Below are 17,209 nucleotides of genomic sequence, written 5' to 3' on the forward strand. Positions count from 1 at the left end.
GATCGACACGATCTTCCCTGCCGCCACGAAAATCGTTGCGCCGCAGGTCCTTTCCCGAAAGGTACACCCCGATGTCTCGCAACACCTGGATCGGCTCGCGCCGCCGCGCCGCCGCCATCGCTCTCACTGCTGTCGCCGCGGTCGCCCTGACCGCCTGCGGCGGTGGCGCCAGCGACTCGACCGACGGCGGCGCTACCGTGGCCGACGGCAGCGGGGGCACCCTCAATCTCTACGCCTACGCGGTCCCGAAGCCGGGCTTCGACAAGGTCGTGCCCGAGTTCAACAAGACCGACGCGGGTAAGGGTGTGCAGGTCCAGGCCTCGTACGGCGCCTCGGGCGACCAGTCGCGCAAGGTCAAGGACGGCGCAGAGGCCGACGTCGTGAACTTCTCAGTCGAACCCGACATCACCCGCCTGGTCGACGCCGGTCTGGTCGAGTCCACCTGGAACGCCGACGCCACCAAGGGCATCCCCTTCGGTTCGGTCGTCACCCTGGTGGTGCGCAAGGGCAACCCCAAGGGCATCAAGGACTGGGACGACCTGCTGAAGCCGGGTGTCGAGGTCGTCACCCCGAACCCGTTCAGCTCGGGCTCGGCCAAGTGGAACCTGCTCGCGCCCTACGCCGCCAAGAGCGACGGCGGCAAGAACCAGCAGGCCGGTCTGGACTACCTGTCGCAGCTGGTCTCGCCCGAGCACGTGAAGGTGCAGCCCAAGTCGGGCCGTGAAGCCACCGAGACCTTCCTGCAGGGCACCGGCGACGTGCTGTTGAGCTACGAGAACGAGGCCATCTTCTCCGAGCGCAACGGCGACCCGATCGAGCACATCAACCCGCCCACCACCTTCAAGATCGAGAACCCGGTCGCGGTGCTGAAGAACTCGAAGAACCTGGCCAAGGCCACCGCGTTCCGCGACTTCCTGTTCACCGCCGAGGGCCAGAAGGCGTGGGCGAAGGCCGGCTTCCGTCCGGTCGACCCGAAGGTCGCGGCCGAGTTCGCCAAGGACTTCCCGACCCCGGCCAAGCTGTGGACCATCGATGACCTCGGTGGCTGGAAGGCCGTCGACAAGGATCTGTTCGCGCAGGGCACCGGCAAGGTCGCCGTCATCTACGACAAGGCCACCAAGTAGGCCGTGACCCGGCTCACACGCGATACTGGACAACTGTGACTGACAGCAGTGGGCCCGCCGGGACCGGGGATACCTCCGATCCCGGCGGCGCCGTGAAACTGGACAAAAAGCCGCCGACCTCGCGCGGACCTCGCTGGGCCTGGCTGCGCGTCACCGGGTCGGTGGGCCCGTTCGGCATCGGTGTCGCCGTGCTGTGGCTCAGCCTCATCGTGCTGCTGCCGCTGGCGGCGCTCACCGTCAGCTCCTTCGAAGACGGCTGGTCCGGCTTCTGGGACGCGGTCACCGCGCCCTCGGCGCTCGACTCGCTGAAGGTGACGATCGGCGTCTCGGTGATCGTCGCCGTGATCAATGTCGTGATGGGCACGCTGATCGCCTGGGTGCTGGTTCGTGACGAGTTCCCGGGCAAGGGCATCGTCAACGCGCTGATCGACCTTCCGTTCGCGCTGCCCACGATCGTCGCCTCGATCGTGTTGCTCTCGCTCTACGGCCCGAACAGCCCGGTCGACATCCACCTCAACGCCACCCAGCCCGGTCTGGTGGTGGCGCTGGCCTTCGTCACGCTGCCGTTCGTGGTGCGCTCGGTGCAGCCGGTGCTGATCGAGGTCGACAAGGAAGTGGAGCAGGCGTCGCTGTCGCTGGGCGCGAGCAACTGGATCACCTTCCGGCGCATCGTGCTACCCACCCTGGCGCCGGCGATCATCTCCGGCGGCGGCCTCGCCTTCGCCAGGGCGATCGGTGAGTACGGGTCGGTGGTGCTGATCGGCGGCAATATCCCGCGCGAGACGCAGATGACCTCGCAGTACATCCAGCAGCAGATCGAGGTCGACCGGCCGGTCAACGCGGCCGCGGTGTCGGTGGCGCTGCTGGTGATCTCGTTCGTCAGCCTGCTCGTGCTGCGGATCCTGGCCGAACGCACCTCGCGCAAAGAAGAGGCGGCCCGATGAAACTGTCCGCGTTCACCAGGATCTCGCTGCGCACGGTCGCGCTGGGCTACCTGCTGATCCTGCTGGTGCTGCCGTTGGTGATCATTTTGCTGCGCACGTTCGAGCGGGGGATCGGCGCGTTCATCGAGTCGATCACCACGCCCGCGGCCATCTCGGCGTTCCAGCTGTCGATGATCATCGTGGTCATCGTGGTGCCGCTGAACGTGGTGTTCGGTGTGGTCACGGCGCTGGCGCTGGTCCGGAGCAAGTTCCCGGGCCGCAGTCTGATGCAGGGCATCGTCGACCTGCCGTTCGCGGTGTCGCCGGTGGTCGTCGGTGTGTCACTGATCCTGCTGTGGGGCGCGGGCGGCTGGTTCGGCGGGCTGGAATCACTCGGATTCAAGGTGATCTTCAGCCTGCCCGGCATGGTGATCGCGACCATCTTCGTCACGCTGCCGTTCGTGGTGCGTGAGGTGGAGCCGGTGCTGCACGAGATCGGTGACGATCAGGAGCAGGCCGCGGCCACCCTCGGCGCCTCGCGCTGGCAGACGTTCTGGCGCATCACCCTGCCCGCCATCCGCTGGGGCCTGACCTACGGCGTCGTGCTCACCGTGGCCCGCGCGCTGGGCGAGTTCGGCGCGGTGATCATGGTCTCCACGGCGCTTCCCGGCAAGTCCCAGACGCTCACCCTGCTGGTGCACGGCCGTTATATCAACGACCACAACACCTTCGGCGCCTACAGCGCGGCCACCCTGCTCATGGGTATGGCGCTGATCGTCCTTCTCCTGATGACTCTCCTCGAACGCAAGCGGGGCACCGAATGATCACCGTGACCAACGCGCGCAAGAACTACGGTTCCTTCGCCGCCCTCGACGATGTCAGCATCGATATTCCCGCAGGCCAGCTCACCGCCCTGCTCGGCCCGTCGGGCTCGGGCAAGTCGACGCTGCTGCGCTCGATCGCCGGCCTCGAGTCCCTCGACTCGGGCGTGGTGGTGATCGCGGGCAACGACGTCACCCACGTGGCGCCGCAGAAGCGCGATATCGGCTTCGTGTTCCAGCACTACGCCGCGTTCAAGCACATGACCGTGCGCGACAACGTCGCCTTCGGCCTGACCATCCGCAAGCGGCCGAAGAAGGAGATCGACAAGCGCGTCGACGAGCTGCTCGGCATCGTCGGACTCGACGGTTTCCAGCACCGCTATCCCGCGCAGCTCTCCGGCGGTCAGCGTCAGCGCATGGCACTGGCCCGCGCACTGGCCGTCGACCCGCAGGTGCTGCTCCTGGACGAGCCGTTCGGCGCGCTCGACGCGAAGGTGCGCACCGATCTGCGGCAGTGGCTGCGCAGGCTGCACGACGAGGTCCACGTGACCACCGTCCTGGTCACCCACGACCAGGAGGAGGCCCTCGATGTGGCCGACCGAATCGCGGTGATGAACAAGGGCCGCATCGAGCAGGTCGGTTCGCCCGAGGAGGTCTACGACCGGCCCGCCAACGAGTTCGTGATGTCGTTCCTCGGCGCGGTCGCCCGGCTCAACGGCCACCTGGTCCGCCCGCACGACATCCGCGTCGGGCGCGATCCGAGCATGGCGATGGCCGAACACGAGGGCACCGCCGAATCGGCGGGCGTCACCAGGGCCACGGTGGAGCGGATCGTGCGCCTCGGTTTCGAGGTGCGCCTGGAACTGCGCAATGCCGCGACCGGTGACCAGTTCGCCGCCCAGGTCACCCGCGGTGATGCCGCGGCGCTGCACCTGACCGAGGGCGAGACGGTGTACGCCCGTGCCACCCGGATCCCGGACCTTCCCCTGGCCTGATCCTCCAGCAACGACCGGGGCCCCGCGACACCTGTCGCGGGGCCCTGGTGCGTTGTCGAAGGGTTCGCCGGCGGTCCGTGCGCGGTCCGACTGATGGGGATCGGCGCAGGTTAACCGGTACCGGCGGTTCGTCAGCCGGTACGACGCGCTCGCCGGACAACTTTTTTTCGTGTCTCACCGCAGACCCTCGAAGACTGTGCATGACGCAGTGTCACAGGTAGAGGCATTTTTACTGGTGAGTAGCTTCCTCAACAGGGCTTTCGCCACGCCGAACACGAGAAATTCGGCATGGCATGGAGTTGACGTGACTCGGTGTAGGTGTAACCATTGGAAACAGTAAACGTCCCTAGAGGAGAGGCAGTGACGACGATGTCTGCGCCCACCACCCCTGACGTCGATCCTGTAGTCGCGGAGGCTCAGGCGTACGCCGAGAAGTTGCTGATGCTGTCCGAGGCATCGGTCGATCGCCACTTCGACCCGTTCGAGGACATCGACTGGGACGCCCCCGACTTCGATCCGAACTGCAAGCCCGAGCGCTGGGTCCTGGTCACCTCGGCCGACCCCATCGGTCGCCACCCCTGGTACCAGGCGCTGCCCCTGGACACCAAGATCGAGATCGGCAAGGTCCGTCAGGCCAACGTGGCCAAGGTCGGCCTGCAGTTCGAGGCGATCCTGATCGTCGGCATGATGCAGCACATCTTCAACCTGAAGAACAACGACCCGGAATTCCGGTACTGCTCGCACGAGATGATCGAAGAGCACAACCACACCCTGATGTTCCAGGAGATGGTGAACCGCGTCGCCGACGTGCCGGGCATGAACCCGCTCGTGCGTCAGCTGCGCCACCTGGTCTCCCCGGTCGGCGCGCTGATGCCGAACCTGTTCTTCATGGCCGTACTCGCCGGCGAAGAGCCGATCGACCACATCCAGAAGGACATCCTGCGCTCGGGTGACGACATTCACCCGATCATGCGCGGCGTGATGGCGATCCACGTGGCCGAGGAAGCTCGCCACATCTCCTTCGCGCACGAGTTCCTGAAGAAGAACGTGCCCGCGCAGCGCTCGTTCAACAAGTTCGTGCTGTCGCTGGCCATGCCGACCATCATGTTCATCCTCGGCCGGGCCATCGCGACTCCGCCGAAGACCTTCTTCAAACAGTTCGACATGCCCGCCGACGTGCGCAAGGAGCTGTTCTACGGCTCCAAGGAGGCCAAGCAGGTCTTCGCCGATTACTTCATCGACGTGCGCGCGCTCGCCGAGGAGATCGGTCTGATGAACCCGGTCGCCCGCAAGGTGTGGAAGATGTTCGGCATCGACGGCCCGTCCAGCCGGTACCGCTCGGAGCCCAAGCGCTCCGCTAAGCACGCCGCCTGAGACGATAGCAATATGCCATATGTCGTTACCCAGTCATGCTGTAGTGACGCCTCGTGCGTCTACGCATGCCCGGTCAACTGTATTCATCCCACCCCGGATGAGCCGGATTTCCGTACCGCAGAGATGCTCTACGTCGATCCGGCGGCCTGCGTGGACTGTGGTGCCTGTGCCACCGCATGCCCCGTCGATGCCATCACCTCGTCGAAGAAGCTGACTGACGAGCAGAAGCCGTTCATCGAGATCAACGCCGACTTCTACCGCGTGCAGCGGGATCGGCCGACGTTGGCCGCGCCGGTGATGCCGCCCGCGATCGACACGCAGCGCTCCCCGCTGCGCGTCGCCATCGTGGGATCGGGTCCCTCGGCGATGTACGCCGCCGACGAGCTGCTCACCCAGCCCGGTGTCGCGGTCACGATGTTCGACCGCCTGCCGCAGGCCTACGGGCTGGCGCGCCTGGGCGTCGCGCCCGATCACAAGCACACCCGTAAGGTCGCCGACCTGTTCGACATCATGTCGAAGCAGGACGACTTCGGTACCTACCTCGATGTCGAGATCGGCAAGCACATCAGTCATGCCGAGCTGCTCGAGCACTTCCACGGCGTGATCTACGCCGTGGGCGCGTCCTCGGATCGCAAGCTGGACATTCCTGGCGAAGGCTTGGCGGGCAATGTGTCGGCCACCGACTTCGTCGCCTGGTACAACGGCCATCCCGACCACGCCGAGGACCGGTTCGACCTGAACCAGAAACGGGTCGTGATCGTCGGCAACGGCAACGTCGCGCTCGACGTCGCCCGCATCCTGACCGTGAATCCGGCGCTGCTCGCCGACACCGATATCGCGCCGTACGCGCTGAAGGCATTGCGCGAGAGCAAGATCGAAGAGGTCGTGATCCTGGGCCGTCGTGGTCCGGCCGAGTCGGCGTTCACGGTGCCCGAGTTCGTCGGCCTGCTGGCCGCCGATATCGACATCGCGATCGACGGCGAGCTGCCCGCGATCACGCCGGATCTGCCCTACAAGGTCGAGCAGAAGCTGCGCCTGCTGCACAGCGTCGCGAATCGCCCGTTCGGTGAGCGCAAGCGCATCGTGTTCCGCTACCTGTCCTCGCCGGTGGAGATCGTCGGCACCGACACGGTGACCGGGGTACGGGTGGAGCGCAACGAGCTCGTCGCCGATGCAGAAGGTCGCGTGGCCGCCACGCCGACCGGTGATACGACACTGCTCGAGGCCGGTGTCGTGCTCACCTCGGTCGGCTACCGAGGGGTGCCGACTGTGGATCTGCCGTTCGACGACGCTCGCGCGGTGATCCCGAACGACGCGGGCCGGGTGCTCACCGCACCCGCTGGCGAGGTCTTCCCCGGCACGTATGTGACCGGCTGGATCAAGCGCGGCCCGACTGGTTTCATCGGAACCAACAAGTCGTGCGCGCAGGAGACCGTGCAGCAGCTCGCCGACGATTTCAACGGCGGCAAGTTGCGCGAGCCCACCCGTGAGGCGGCCGAGTTCGACCGACTCGTTCGCGCCCGTCGCCCGCAGGCGGTCGCCCGCGGCGCCGCGGTGCAGCGGGAACGTTCGGTGAAGCGGCTGTTCGCTCGCAGCTGATCGAAAAGCGAAGGCCCGCAACGTCACTGGGAGACGTTGCGGGCCTTTCGTGTGCGCCTACTGCGCGGTGAAGCCACCGTCCGCAGCGATGGCCGCACCGGTGACGAACGATGCCTCGCGGCTGAGCAGGAAGGCGCACACCGCGGCGACCTCGTCGGGCTGGGAGATCCGGCCCATCGGGTGCAGCGCCGCGATGGCCGCCTCTGCCTCGGGAGTCGCGCCCATCGAGGCGCGGAACGCCGGGGTGTCGACCGCGCCGGAGATCAGTGCGTTGACCCGCACACCCGTCGCCGCGGTCTCGAGCGCCACCGACCGGGTGAGTCCGACGACGGCGTGCTTGGCGGCCACATACGGCGCCACGTGCGCCATGCCGACCACTCCGAGGTTGGAGGCGTTGTTCAGGATCGCGCCGCCGCCGGAGGCGGTGATGGCCGGAACCTGGTGGCGCAGACCGTAGAAGACGCCGTCGAGGTTCAGATCCAGGTCGGCGCGCCAGGACGTGGTATCGATCTCGGCGATCGGCCCGAAGGCGTTCACCGCGCCCGCGTTGTTGAACGCCGCGTCGAGGCGGCCGTACTCGGTGAGCGCGGCCTGGGTGAGTCGTTCGACCTCGGCATCGACGGTGACATCGGTCGCGACGAACAGCGCGCGGCCGCCCGTCGCCCTGATCTGCTCGGCGACCTGCTCGCCCTGGTCCTTGCCGCGGGAGCCGAGAACCACGGCGGCTCCCTCGGAGGCGACTCGCAGTGCGACCGCCTTGCCGATGCCGGAGCCGGCGCCGGTGATGAGTACGACCTGGTCGGCGAATCGAGTGGACATGCGTAGTGCCTTCTTTCCCTTGGATTTTCGAACATCGGGTCGGTGTCTCTCCGTCCTTTCAGTCAACCGGCGCGCGCAGGGTCGTGCTGGCGGGATTCGGTCGCTGCATTGACGTGTCACTGAAAGTGGGCCGACTTCGAAATGGGGGAATGTAATTCGCCGCCAGTGAAATCGCGTTGGTAGTAAATGAATTGGTTACCGGTCGGTAAGTGTGCTGAATGTGCGGGATAACAAACTTGAAGAATGTATTCAATGGGCGCTCTGTCCGATTACTCGCAGGTAGCTGCTTCTCGGAGTCTGTGAATCGCGGGGAGGGTGTTCAGGGGGGTGGATATGTTGGCTTCAACGATCTCACCTGCATGAATCGCCTTGTGGTGGCGCATGGTTGCGGTTTCCGTATCAATCCGGCAGCAATTCGCGGACGTGCCAGTTAATCTAGGCGAGCTGTTTGGAAGACGACCGCGGCCACATGGTGCGCTCGCGTGCTGGACGTGGTCACGGTGCGTTGACGGGATAGCAAAAACATGACCAGAGGTCTGGGCTTGAGTATCGGTGCGGTCAATGCGATTTCGGCGGTAGTCGCCGACGATCCGGCCAAACCGGCGGTGCGAACACGACGCACCGCACTGACATTCGACGACGCGGGCAGGCCCCGTATCGGCGCGATCAACGAATTCGCCTCGGCGATCACGGATTTCGCGGATCTCACGCGCGAGCCCGAGCCGATGGTGATGGGTGGACGGTTCTACTCGGCGACCAACCTGATCGCCGCGGTGGTCACCGGTCTGATCGAGCTGGCCGAACCGCCCGCCGGGATCGTGTTGACCTATCCGGCGGTCTATACCGACAAACAGGTCTCGTTACTCGGCCAGGCGCTGCATCTTGCGGGCGCCGGTGAGGTCCTGTTGGTGCCGGAACCGGTCGCCGCCGCGGAATGGCTCGAGGTCGATCGCGGCCCACTGGAGCCGGGCTTCGTGCTCGTCTACGACCTGGGCGCCACCAGCCTCGACCTCACCGTCCTGCGTGTCGGTCCCGACTGGCCGCACCACCCGATGGTCGGGACTCCCACGCGGTCCACCGATTTCGGTGGCAAGCCGCTCGGCGAGATGGTCGCTCGCTACGCGGGCGACCCGGGTCCGGGCCGCGCGACCCAGACCCTTACCTCCATGGTGAACATCGACGCGCTGCGCGCCGAGCACATCCGCGACACCTTCCCGCTGGTCAGCAAGAGCGTGTCCGCGGCGGGGCTGCGGCTCGCGGACCTGTCGCGCATTCTCGTTGTCGGCGGTGCCTCGCGTCCGCCCGAAGTTGCCCGCACCCTCGCCGAACTCGGCGTCCCGCTCGTCACCGTCGCCGACCCCGGCCAGGTGATCGCTTCGGGCGCGGCGGGTTTGGCGGCTCGAACCTTCGCGCCGGAGCAGCAAACCGGTGGCCCGGTGCCGCACGTCGCGGTGTTCTCTAGCGCGGCAGTCGTTTCCGCGCTCGCCATGTCGGCGATGACCGTGTTCGGCAGCCCCTTCGACCCCGGCCTGATGCCGGTTCTCGACCGGTTCCCGGTGCTGGGCCCTCCCGCCGACGCGTTGCTCTACGACATGAGTGCCGACCTCCTCGCCGCCCGAACCGCAGGTCTGGTCAGCGATGTCGACCCGCTCAACGGCCGCATCCGGGTGGCGGGCATAGCCGCGGCCCGCAGCGCCTACGAGAACTTCATCGCCCCTGCGACCGCGCCCGGCGGCACATCACGCCCCGGCGGCAGCGCCGACCGCGGCGCCCCCGGCCGCCCGGACGCCAGCAACGACTGCAAGTCGCCGGTCCTCGCCCGTACCACCTACGGCGACCCGGCCCGCTTCATCAACCCCTTACCGTTCGGCCAACAGGCTGCCCAGCCCCAGAACACGCCGACCAACCCCGGCACCCCCGAACTTCCCCACAGCGGCCCGGTCTCGAGCCCTGGCACTCCTGCGGTGCCGGGCACTCCGACCTCGCCCGGCACTGTTCCCGCCGTAGGTACCGCGCCGTCGCCGGGTACGGCACCGACGGACGGCACGTCCACACCGACCGGTGGCACATCCACGCCGAGTACGGGCGGCGTGACGATCGATGTCGGGGGATCGACCCCGACCGGTGGAACCAGCACCGGCACAACACCTTCCAGCCCCGGCACCTCGACCGGCGGGACCGGTGGCGCCACCTCGGGCGGAACGCCGACCGGCGGTACGACCGACGGGGACACCACAGGCGGCTCGACCGGTGGCGGAACATCGAGCGGCACAGGAACTTCCGGCGGCTCGACCGGCGGCGGGACGTCTGATGGCGGTGCATCGAACGGCGGCAGCACCGGCGGTGGTGGTGCATCTGTCGGTGGATCCGACGGTGGTGCGTCCGGTGGCGGTGCCTCAGGCGGCGGCGCGTCAGGCGGTGGTGCGTCCGGTGGTGGTGCGTCCGGTGGTGGTGCGTCCAGTGGTGGTGGATCCGACGGTGGTGCGTCCGGTGGTGGTGCGTCCGGTGGCGGCGCGTCAGGTGGTGGTGCGTCCGGTGGCGGCGCGTCAGGCGGTGGTGCGTCCAGTGGTGGTGCGTCAGGCGGTGGCGTGTCAGGTGGTGCGTCCTCCGGCGGCGGATCCGACAGCGGTGTGTCCTCCGGTGGTGCGTCATCAGGTGGTGCGTCATCAGGGGGCGCGTCCTCCGGCGGCGCTTCCTCGGGAGGCTCCAAAGGTGGCGCATCGGCAGGTGGCTCCACCGGTGGCGGCGGTGGCGGCGGTGGCGGTGGCGGCTCACGCCGCTGACCATTGGTCACGCCCGTTGCGGCCGCCGCGGCATCAATGTTCTTGCTACTGACAGGTCGGCCTTGCCTCGCCGGTGGGATGAACATCCGATCGGCGAACGAGGTCGGGCGCGAGAACGGGAACTCTAGGGCTTCGTTGTAGGCGACATCCGACGAATGCACTCCGCACGTGAAGAGTTCGACGTCATCGTCGCTGGAGAACGCCCGGGAGTGCTGAGTGTCCTCGAACACGCAGTGCACGAGCGCGCCATCGCCGACGAGCTCTTCCTCCGACGGCTCCGGCTTTCGCTGCTGACCGGCTGACGCGCCTGCGTAGCCAGGCCTCGGTATCACGTCCATGTCGCGGGGTTGGCTGCGACGTGGACGGTGTACCACGAGAGTCGATCTCGCGGTCCGCAGCCACGGCGATGCGTTCGCGCGGCCGGTCGTTGGAGCGCTGGTAGTGAAACCGGGGTGGGTTGTCGGTGGGTGCGGGCACAATAGGGCGGTGGGTTTAGCTGGGGGAGCGCCGAAGCTGATTGCGCTCGATGTGGATGGGACCCTGCTGGCGACGGGGGTCGATATCAGCGCGCGGGTGGGGGCGGTGGTGCGAGCGGCGGTATCGGCCGGCGCGCATGTGGTGGTGACCACCGGGCGAACGGTGCTCACCACACGTCCGGTGCTGAGCGAGCTCGGGCTCGCCGAGGGGCATGCGTTGTGTTCCAACGGTGCTGTGCACATCGATGTGGCGCGTGGCGAGCCGGTCGCGGTCCAGTCGTTCGATCCGGGACCTGCCGTACTCGCGCTGCGCGCACTGTTCCCAGCGATGATCTTCGCCGCGGAACAGGTGGGCGTGGGTACCTGGGCGACGGGGCACGGGCCGGGGGAGTTCTCGATCGGCGACTTCCGATTGGTCGACCACCGCACACTGAGCAGTGTGCCGACCCCGCGCCTCAACGGCTGGTGGCCCGACGGCAGCCCCGACGAAATGCTGCGCCTCCTACAAGAATTCGATGTGCCCGATGCCTCCTGGGTGCACGGCGAGTACGGTCCATGGCTCACGGTCTCCCGGCGCGGCGTGTCCAAAGGCTGGGCACTGGAACGACTTCGGCTCCTCCTCGGCGTAGAGGCCGATGCGACCCTGGCCATCGGCGACGGCTTCAACGACCGCGAGATGTTGCGCTGGGCGGCACATTCGGTAGCGATGGCAGGCTCGCCCGACGCGGTGCTCGCCCTCGCCGACGAGGTGACCGGAGACGTCAGCGAGGACGGAGTGGCCACCGTCCTCGAGCGCTGGTTCGCCTGAGCACCGCGGTTGTCGCCACCGGTGCCACAGCCTGAACGCGGGACCTAGGTCGGCACCGACGCGGTCATCGCCACATAGTGGGGGTTCGCCATGATCCCGAGCACATTGCCGAACGGATCCAGCACCGCCGCGGTCGCGAACCCGGCTCCTTCGCCGCGTTCGGTGATCGGCTCGTACTCGGTGGCGCCGAGCTCGAGCAACCGGGCGAAGGTGGCCGCGAGGTCGTCGACCTGCCAGAACACGACTCCGCCCCCACCCGGTGCATTGCGTGCGCCTGCCGGGGCATACGCGCGGTTGATGATGCCCAGCTCGGCTTGCAACGGCCCGAGCCGAAACTCGTAGTACCCGCCGGGTACCTCGTAATACGGCGCGATGCCGAGGAATTCGCTGTACCAGTCCTTGGCGGCGGTGAGGTCGTCGGCGTAGTAGGTGGTGGTGGCCATTCCGCGCAGCATGTCTGCTCCATTCGGTTGTCGCTTCGGTGTGACAACGACCTTGCCAGCCAAAGTGCTCACCGAATGAGCACTTTGTTCGGCAGAATTGCCGAGTATGCGAGCGGACAGATTGGTAGCCACCCTGTTGTTGATGCAGGCACGCGGGCGGGTGACGGCCGCGGAGGTCGCGGCCGAGCTCGAAGTCTCGGTGGCGACGGCCCGCCGTGACTTGGAGGCTTTGTCGGCCGCGGGCATCCCGGTCTATCCGCAATCAGGTCGCGGGGGCGGTTGGTCGCTGATCGGCGGCGCCCGCACAGACCTGTCCGGGCTGACGGCGGGGGAGACCAGGGCGCTGTTCCTGCTCGCGGGTCCGGCGGCCCAGGCCGCCCCCGAACTGAAGTCGGCCCTTCGCAAACTGGTCCGCGCCCTGCCGCACACTTTCCGCGCCGATGCGGCCGCCGCAGCCGACGCGGTTGTGGTCGATCCGGCGCGGTGGGGTCGCCCCGATCCTCGAGCACCCGCGGTGCTCGATACGCTGCGCCGCTCGGTGGTGGATCGCCGCCGCGTGCGCATCGAATACCTGCGCAAGGGGGAACGCACGGTCCGCACGATCGATCCGTGGGGCCTGGTCGAGAAGGAGACGGTCTGGTATCTCATCGCGGGCACCGACCGCGGGCAGCGAACCTTCCGCCTCGACCGGATCGCCGACGCCATCACGCTCGACGAAACAGCCGACCGACCAGCGGATTTCGATCTCCCCGCGGAATGGGCGCAGATCGTCGAGCAGATGGAGGGGCGGCGCGCCGCCGTTTCCGCGACGGTTCTCGTCTCCACCGAGCTCGCCCCGATCCTGGCCGATCAGCAGGGCCGCAACTGCACTCTGCTCGGCCCGGCACCCGACGGTCGGGTGCGAGCACAGATCTCCGCCGATACCGCGAACATGGTCGCTCGGCAGCTGGCGGGCTGGGGCGGCGACGTGGAGGTGGTCGGTCCTGCCGAGGTGAGATCCGAACTGGTCGCACTCGGTACTCGATTGGTGCACGACAACAGGTGAGCGACGCATCGGCGCACAAGCCGTTGCCGGCTGAGGTCTGTGCGGGGCGATCCTGCTGCGACCGCCCCGCCTCCACTACGACCTGTCGATGAGCGAGGCCAGCGACCTGACCACCTCACCGGCCACCACCGCGTGCCCACTCGTGGTGAAGTGGATGAGGTCCGCGCTCATCAACTCGGGTCTCGACCGCAGCGGATGGTTCCAGAATTCGGTGAGCACCGCATCGAATTCGGCGGCCACCGCCCGCACCACCTCGTTGAACGCGATCATCTGCGGCCGCATGGCTCGCATCGGGGCCATCCGCTCGACCGACCACACGTCGGCCACGGTGAAAATCGACAGCTGTGCCCCGGTGGGGGCCAGCGCGGTGAGGATCGTCGACAGATTCGTGCGCAGTTGATCGACGTTACCGCCCGCGGTGAACAAGTCGTTGCCGCCGCAGCTGAGGTGCACGAGATCCGGTGCGAACTCCAGGATTTCGGCGAGCTGGCGGTCGATGACCTGACCGCTGGTCGCGCCGATCCGGCCCGTATTGCGATAGGCCAGTGTGGGATTCACCGACGTGAGGTGTGCCGCGACCCGATCGGACCAGCCGGTGGGAGCGTATCCGGGACTGGGGTCACCCGTCCCCGCGGCGATCGAATCGCCGAGCACCGCGAAACGCTGCCACGGTGCCCCCGCGAGCAGTGCGGCGGCCTGCTCCGGCGCCAGTACCAGCGGATCGTCGGCTTCGGCGGAGAACTGCACGGATAGCGGTGTGCTGGAAGACATGTCGATCTCCTCTGGTTCAGTCGGTCGAACGAGCCGGCGATGGCGCGGCGAGCAGCAGGGCGACGGCGAGGTTGATGGCCGCGCACACGGCGAACAGCAGATGGAAGCCGCGAAGGGGGTCGTCGGAGGTCGCCGAGAAGATGGCCGCCAGGACGGCGATGCCGAGTGCTCCGCCCACCTGCCGGGCGGTGACGTTCATTCCGATACCCGCCGCGAACTGCTGCGGTGGAACAGAACTCGCTGCCGCGGTGCCGAACACCGTGACGACGATGCCGATCCCGCCGCCGCCGAGCACGCCCGCCGGAATCCACGCTGTCCACAGCGCGGGTTCGGGCCCGAAGGCGTCGGTGCTCATCCAGACCAGCGCGGCTGTCGACATCAGCGCACCGAGCACACCTACCCACCGCTGGCCTGCCGGTGCCGTAATCCGCCCGGTGACAACGGCGGTCACCATCGAGGCCACCGCGCCGACGGTCAGCGCCGCCGCCGATTCTAGAACGGAGTAGTCCCAGATGGCATCGAGGAACAGCGGACCGGCCAGCAGCCAGGCGAACATCGAGGCGCCGAACAGGAACGAACCCGCATTCGCCACGGCGAATTGCCGATCACGCCACAGTGCCACGGCGACAGCGGGATTGGTGTGCCGACGGGAGCGAAGCAGCGCGAACGTGGTCAGCGCGAGACCGCCGAGCAAGGCGAAGAGCGTGCCGGGTGCGGTCCACCCCCACGACTGGCCTTCGGTGACGGCCGCGACGATCGCACCGAGCCCGATCGCGACGGCGAGCGTGCCGAGCGGATCGGGCAGCGTCGTCTCGCGGGAGCCCTGGTCGCCGCCGGGCAGCCGCAGCCCCGGCACGATCAGCGCCAACGCGATCGGCACATTGATCAGGAACACCGCGCGCCAGCCGAACCCCTCGACCAACGCGCCACCCAGCGCCGGGCCGACCACCGCCGCGAAACCACCGGCGGCCGACCAGGCGCCGATGGCGGCGCCGATCTTCGCTCGTGGCGTGGCCTCCAGGACCAGCCCGAGTGCCGCGGGCACCATGAACGCCGCCGCGATGCCCTGCAGGACCCGTCCGGCGATGAGCCAGCCCGCGCCGGGCGCCAGGCCGCACAGCAGCGAGGTGATGGCGAATCCGGCCAGTGCCAGCGCGAACAGGCGACGGCGACCCAGTGCGTCGGCGATGCGCCCGGCCGGGGTGAGCAGCGCCGCGAACGCGATCGCGTAGCCGCTGACGATCCAGGTCAGCGTCCCGGTGGGGGTGCCGGGATAGCTCAGGGCGATCGTCGGGAACGCGATGTTGACGACCGAGAGGTCGAGGAAGGCGATGAATGCCGCGCCCGAGGCGACGGCGAGGGTGCGGCCCGCGGCGCTGCTGTCGGGAGTAGCTGTGCTGAGCGGATCTTCGGGCCGAGCTGTCACGTCGGTCATGCGGAGTCCTTCGAGGGGGAGAAATAAGAACGTACGATCGTTCGTAAATAAAAGTACGACCGATCGTTCGCCTTCGCAACCCCGCAGTGGAACAATGATGCACATGACCCAGTTGTCGGAACCGAGCGATCAGCGGTTGGCCAAGGGCGCCCGTGCGCGCGCCACCATCGCCCGGCGCGCCGCCGAACTCGCCTCTGTCGAGGGTCTCGACGGTCTCAGCATCGGCCGGCTCGCCACCGACCTCGGCATCAGCAAGAGCGGCATCGCCACCCTCTTCGGTACCAAAGAGGCGCTCCAACTCGCCGCCGTCCAGGCGGGCCGTGACATCTTCATCGAACGAGTCATCGCCCCCGGCCTGCGCGCGCCACGCGGTGGAACCCGGGTTCGCGCGCTGATCGACGGCTGGTTCGCGCACATCGAGAATCCGCCCTTCCCCGGCGGCTGCTTCCGGGTGGCCACCCTCACCGAATTCAGCAGCAAGCCCGGTCCCGTGCGCGACGCCGTCGTCGCCGACCACGACTACTGGCTGTCCTTCCTGGCCGGCGAGGTCCGGAAGGCTCAGGCCATGGGCGAACTCGTCGACGTCGACCCCGATCTGCTGGTCTTCGAACTGGACGCGATCGTGAGCGCCGCCAATGTCGCTCGCCAGACCGGTGATTCGGCTCGTGTGGAAGCGGCCCGCACCATCGCGACCCGCTTGTTGTCGGACGCACCGAGTCGAACGTAGCCGACCGAGTCCGCGGATGTGCTCTGGCTGACACGGCAACAGTCGCCGTGTCAGGGAGTCGTGATCTCCAGAGTGGTGAGGGTGAATGCGGCTGTCCGGACGACATCGTTGTGCTGGAAGTCCAGGAACAGGCGGTAGGTCCCGGGGCCCGGAACCGCCGTGTGGAAGGTGACTTCGGGACCCGAAGGCGTGATTCCGTCGCCGGGTTCGCCGTTGGGGTGGACGTGGACGTACGCGAGGTCGCCCGCGCGCAGGATGACGAGGTGGCCGAAAGCCGCCAGGTACGGCTGCAGATCTGTCACCGGCTCGCCGTCTTTGCGCACGGTGAGCGTCAGTAGATCGCCCTCGGCGCGCAACTCACCGGCCACTGCCACCTGATAGCCGTCGACCTCGGTGGTGCGGTTCACCACCGGAACCTGCTGTGGCGCATAGTGTCCCGCGATCGCCAGATCGGCGCCGAGGGTGATGGTGCGGCCGAGTGCGCGCGGTGCGATATCGGTGAACACCCGATAAGCCCCGGCTTCGGGGAGGTCCAGCTGGATCACCCAGGTGCCGTCCGCTTCCCGTCGCGGGTGTACATGCCAGAACCCGGTCAGCTCGCGACGCGCCACGATCAGGTGCAGTTCGCGATCGTGAATCGCGTCGAACTCGGTCACTGCCGACCCGTCCGGGCCGAGAATCCGGAATCGGAAGTCGATCTTGCCGGGCTCGGCGATCGTGGTGTCGAGGTCGAGGGCGTACCCGTCCTGCGTAATCCGCAGGCCCCCGGGCAGACCCGCATCGTGCCCGCCTGCGTGTGTGCCGTGTCCGGCGTGTGTGCCACCGTCGTGCTCGGAGTGGGCCTCGTGTCCTTCATGGGCGCCACCCTGCGGCGCGTGACCGTTGTGCCGGGCGTGCGCACCGCCGCCGTGTTCGGCGTGTCCGCCGTGTGCGGTGCTCTGTTCGACGTGACCGGGCTGGGCTGCGGCGTTGACGTGTGCGGTGTGTCCGGCGTGGGCGTTGGTGGTCATCGTTTCGCCTCTCTCAGTTCGCTGTGCGTTGATACGAACATATACCCCTGGGGGGT

At 67.7% G+C, this 17,209-nt stretch carries 16 protein-coding genes; 11 read left to right on the plus strand and 5 right to left on the minus strand.

The genetic code is table 11. The features are described 5' to 3' along the window. The first annotated feature begins 71 nt into the window (after nt 1-71). The 6 genes from ACWFRF_RS24775 to ACWFRF_RS24800 all read left to right on the plus strand — a co-directional run bounded on the left by ACWFRF_RS24775 (nt 72) and on the right by ACWFRF_RS24800 (nt 6,836). Nucleotides 72-1,124, plus strand: a complete 1,053-nt coding sequence (locus ACWFRF_RS24775; RefSeq protein ID WP_378993812.1) for a sulfate ABC transporter substrate-binding protein — start codon at nt 72-74, stop codon at nt 1,122-1,124. A gap of 92 nt (nt 1,125-1,216) precedes the next feature. Next, a complete protein-coding gene (cysT, locus tag ACWFRF_RS24780; protein ID WP_378637744.1) occupies nt 1,217-2,068 on the plus strand; it encodes a sulfate ABC transporter permease subunit CysT in 852 nt (283 codons plus the stop codon). Further along, nucleotides 2,065-2,871: a sulfate ABC transporter permease subunit CysW gene (cysW, locus tag ACWFRF_RS24785; RefSeq protein ID WP_378993813.1), complete on the plus strand. Its 807-nt coding sequence runs from the start codon at nt 2,065-2,067 to the stop codon at nt 2,869-2,871. Before cysT ends, cysW begins: the two co-directional genes overlap by 4 nt. Next, nucleotides 2,868-3,863 (plus strand): sulfate/molybdate ABC transporter ATP-binding protein, encoded by a 996-nt coding sequence (locus ACWFRF_RS24790; protein WP_378993816.1) that lies wholly within the window; start codon nt 2,868-2,870, stop codon nt 3,861-3,863. Before cysW ends, ACWFRF_RS24790 begins: the two co-directional genes overlap by 4 nt. Nucleotides 3,864-4,223: 360 nt before the next feature. Continuing rightward, nucleotides 4,224-5,237, plus strand: a complete 1,014-nt coding sequence (locus ACWFRF_RS24795) for an AurF N-oxygenase family protein (protein ID WP_378993818.1) — start codon at nt 4,224-4,226, stop codon at nt 5,235-5,237. A gap of 12 nt (nt 5,238-5,249) precedes the next feature. Then, nucleotides 5,250-6,836 carry an FAD-dependent oxidoreductase gene (locus ACWFRF_RS24800; RefSeq protein WP_452452453.1) on the plus strand — a complete coding sequence of 529 codons (1,587 nt, stop codon included), beginning with the start codon at nt 5,250-5,252 and terminating at the stop codon, nt 6,834-6,836. Nucleotides 6,837-6,893: 57 nt separating this feature from the next. Here ACWFRF_RS24800 and ACWFRF_RS24805 read toward each other — a convergent pair whose 3' ends face one another. After that, nucleotides 6,894-7,655 carry a glucose 1-dehydrogenase gene (locus tag ACWFRF_RS24805; RefSeq protein WP_452452455.1) on the minus strand — a complete coding sequence of 254 codons (762 nt, stop codon included), beginning with the start codon at nt 7,653-7,655 and terminating at the stop codon, nt 6,894-6,896. A 524-nt stretch (nt 7,656-8,179) separates the two neighbouring features. Between ACWFRF_RS24805 and ACWFRF_RS24810 the strand changes: the two genes are divergently transcribed. The 3 genes from ACWFRF_RS24810 (at nt 8,180) to ACWFRF_RS24820 (ending at nt 11,722) form a co-directional block, all read left to right on the plus strand. Then, complete coding sequence (locus ACWFRF_RS24810) at nt 8,180-10,438, plus strand: Hsp70 family protein (RefSeq protein WP_452452456.1); 2,259 nt, start codon at nt 8,180-8,182, stop codon at nt 10,436-10,438. A 155-nt stretch (nt 10,439-10,593) separates the two neighbouring features. After that, nucleotides 10,594-10,740: a hypothetical protein gene (locus ACWFRF_RS24815; protein ID WP_452452458.1), complete on the plus strand. Its 147-nt coding sequence runs from the start codon at nt 10,594-10,596 to the stop codon at nt 10,738-10,740. A 184-nt stretch (nt 10,741-10,924) separates the two neighbouring features. Continuing rightward, nucleotides 10,925-11,722, plus strand: a complete 798-nt coding sequence (locus ACWFRF_RS24820) for an HAD family hydrolase (RefSeq protein ID WP_452452459.1) — start codon at nt 10,925-10,927, stop codon at nt 11,720-11,722. 44 nt (nt 11,723-11,766) lie between these two features. Here ACWFRF_RS24820 and ACWFRF_RS24825 read toward each other — a convergent pair whose 3' ends face one another. Then, nucleotides 11,767-12,177 (minus strand): VOC family protein, encoded by a 411-nt coding sequence (locus ACWFRF_RS24825; protein WP_452452461.1) that lies wholly within the window; start codon nt 12,175-12,177, stop codon nt 11,767-11,769. Between the two features lie 94 nt (nt 12,178-12,271). Between ACWFRF_RS24825 and ACWFRF_RS24830 the strand changes: the two genes are divergently transcribed. After that, nucleotides 12,272-13,210: a helix-turn-helix transcriptional regulator gene (locus ACWFRF_RS24830; protein WP_452452462.1), complete on the plus strand. Its 939-nt coding sequence runs from the start codon at nt 12,272-12,274 to the stop codon at nt 13,208-13,210. 75 nt (nt 13,211-13,285) lie between these two features. Here ACWFRF_RS24830 and ACWFRF_RS24835 read toward each other — a convergent pair whose 3' ends face one another. Then, a complete protein-coding gene (locus ACWFRF_RS24835; RefSeq protein ID WP_452452463.1) occupies nt 13,286-13,981 on the minus strand; it encodes an SGNH/GDSL hydrolase family protein in 696 nt (231 codons plus the stop codon). 16 nt (nt 13,982-13,997) lie between these two features. After that, a complete protein-coding gene (locus ACWFRF_RS24840) occupies nt 13,998-15,416 on the minus strand; it encodes an MFS transporter (protein ID WP_452452465.1) in 1,419 nt (472 codons plus the stop codon). Nucleotides 15,417-15,519: 103 nt separating this feature from the next. On the opposite strand from ACWFRF_RS24840, the gene ACWFRF_RS24845 reads away from it, so the two are divergent. Continuing rightward, the gene (locus ACWFRF_RS24845) at nt 15,520-16,143 is read left to right on the plus strand and encodes a TetR/AcrR family transcriptional regulator (protein WP_378993838.1); all 624 of its coding nucleotides are present in this window, start codon (nt 15,520-15,522) and stop codon (nt 16,141-16,143) included. 50 nt (nt 16,144-16,193) lie between these two features. On the opposite strand, the gene ACWFRF_RS24850 is transcribed toward ACWFRF_RS24845, so the two are convergent. Further along, complete coding sequence (locus ACWFRF_RS24850; RefSeq protein WP_452452467.1) at nt 16,194-17,153, minus strand: hypothetical protein; 960 nt, start codon at nt 17,151-17,153, stop codon at nt 16,194-16,196. Nucleotides 17,154-17,209: the final 56 nt, after the last annotated feature.

This window comes from Nocardia sp. NPDC055165 (genome assembly GCF_053606985.1).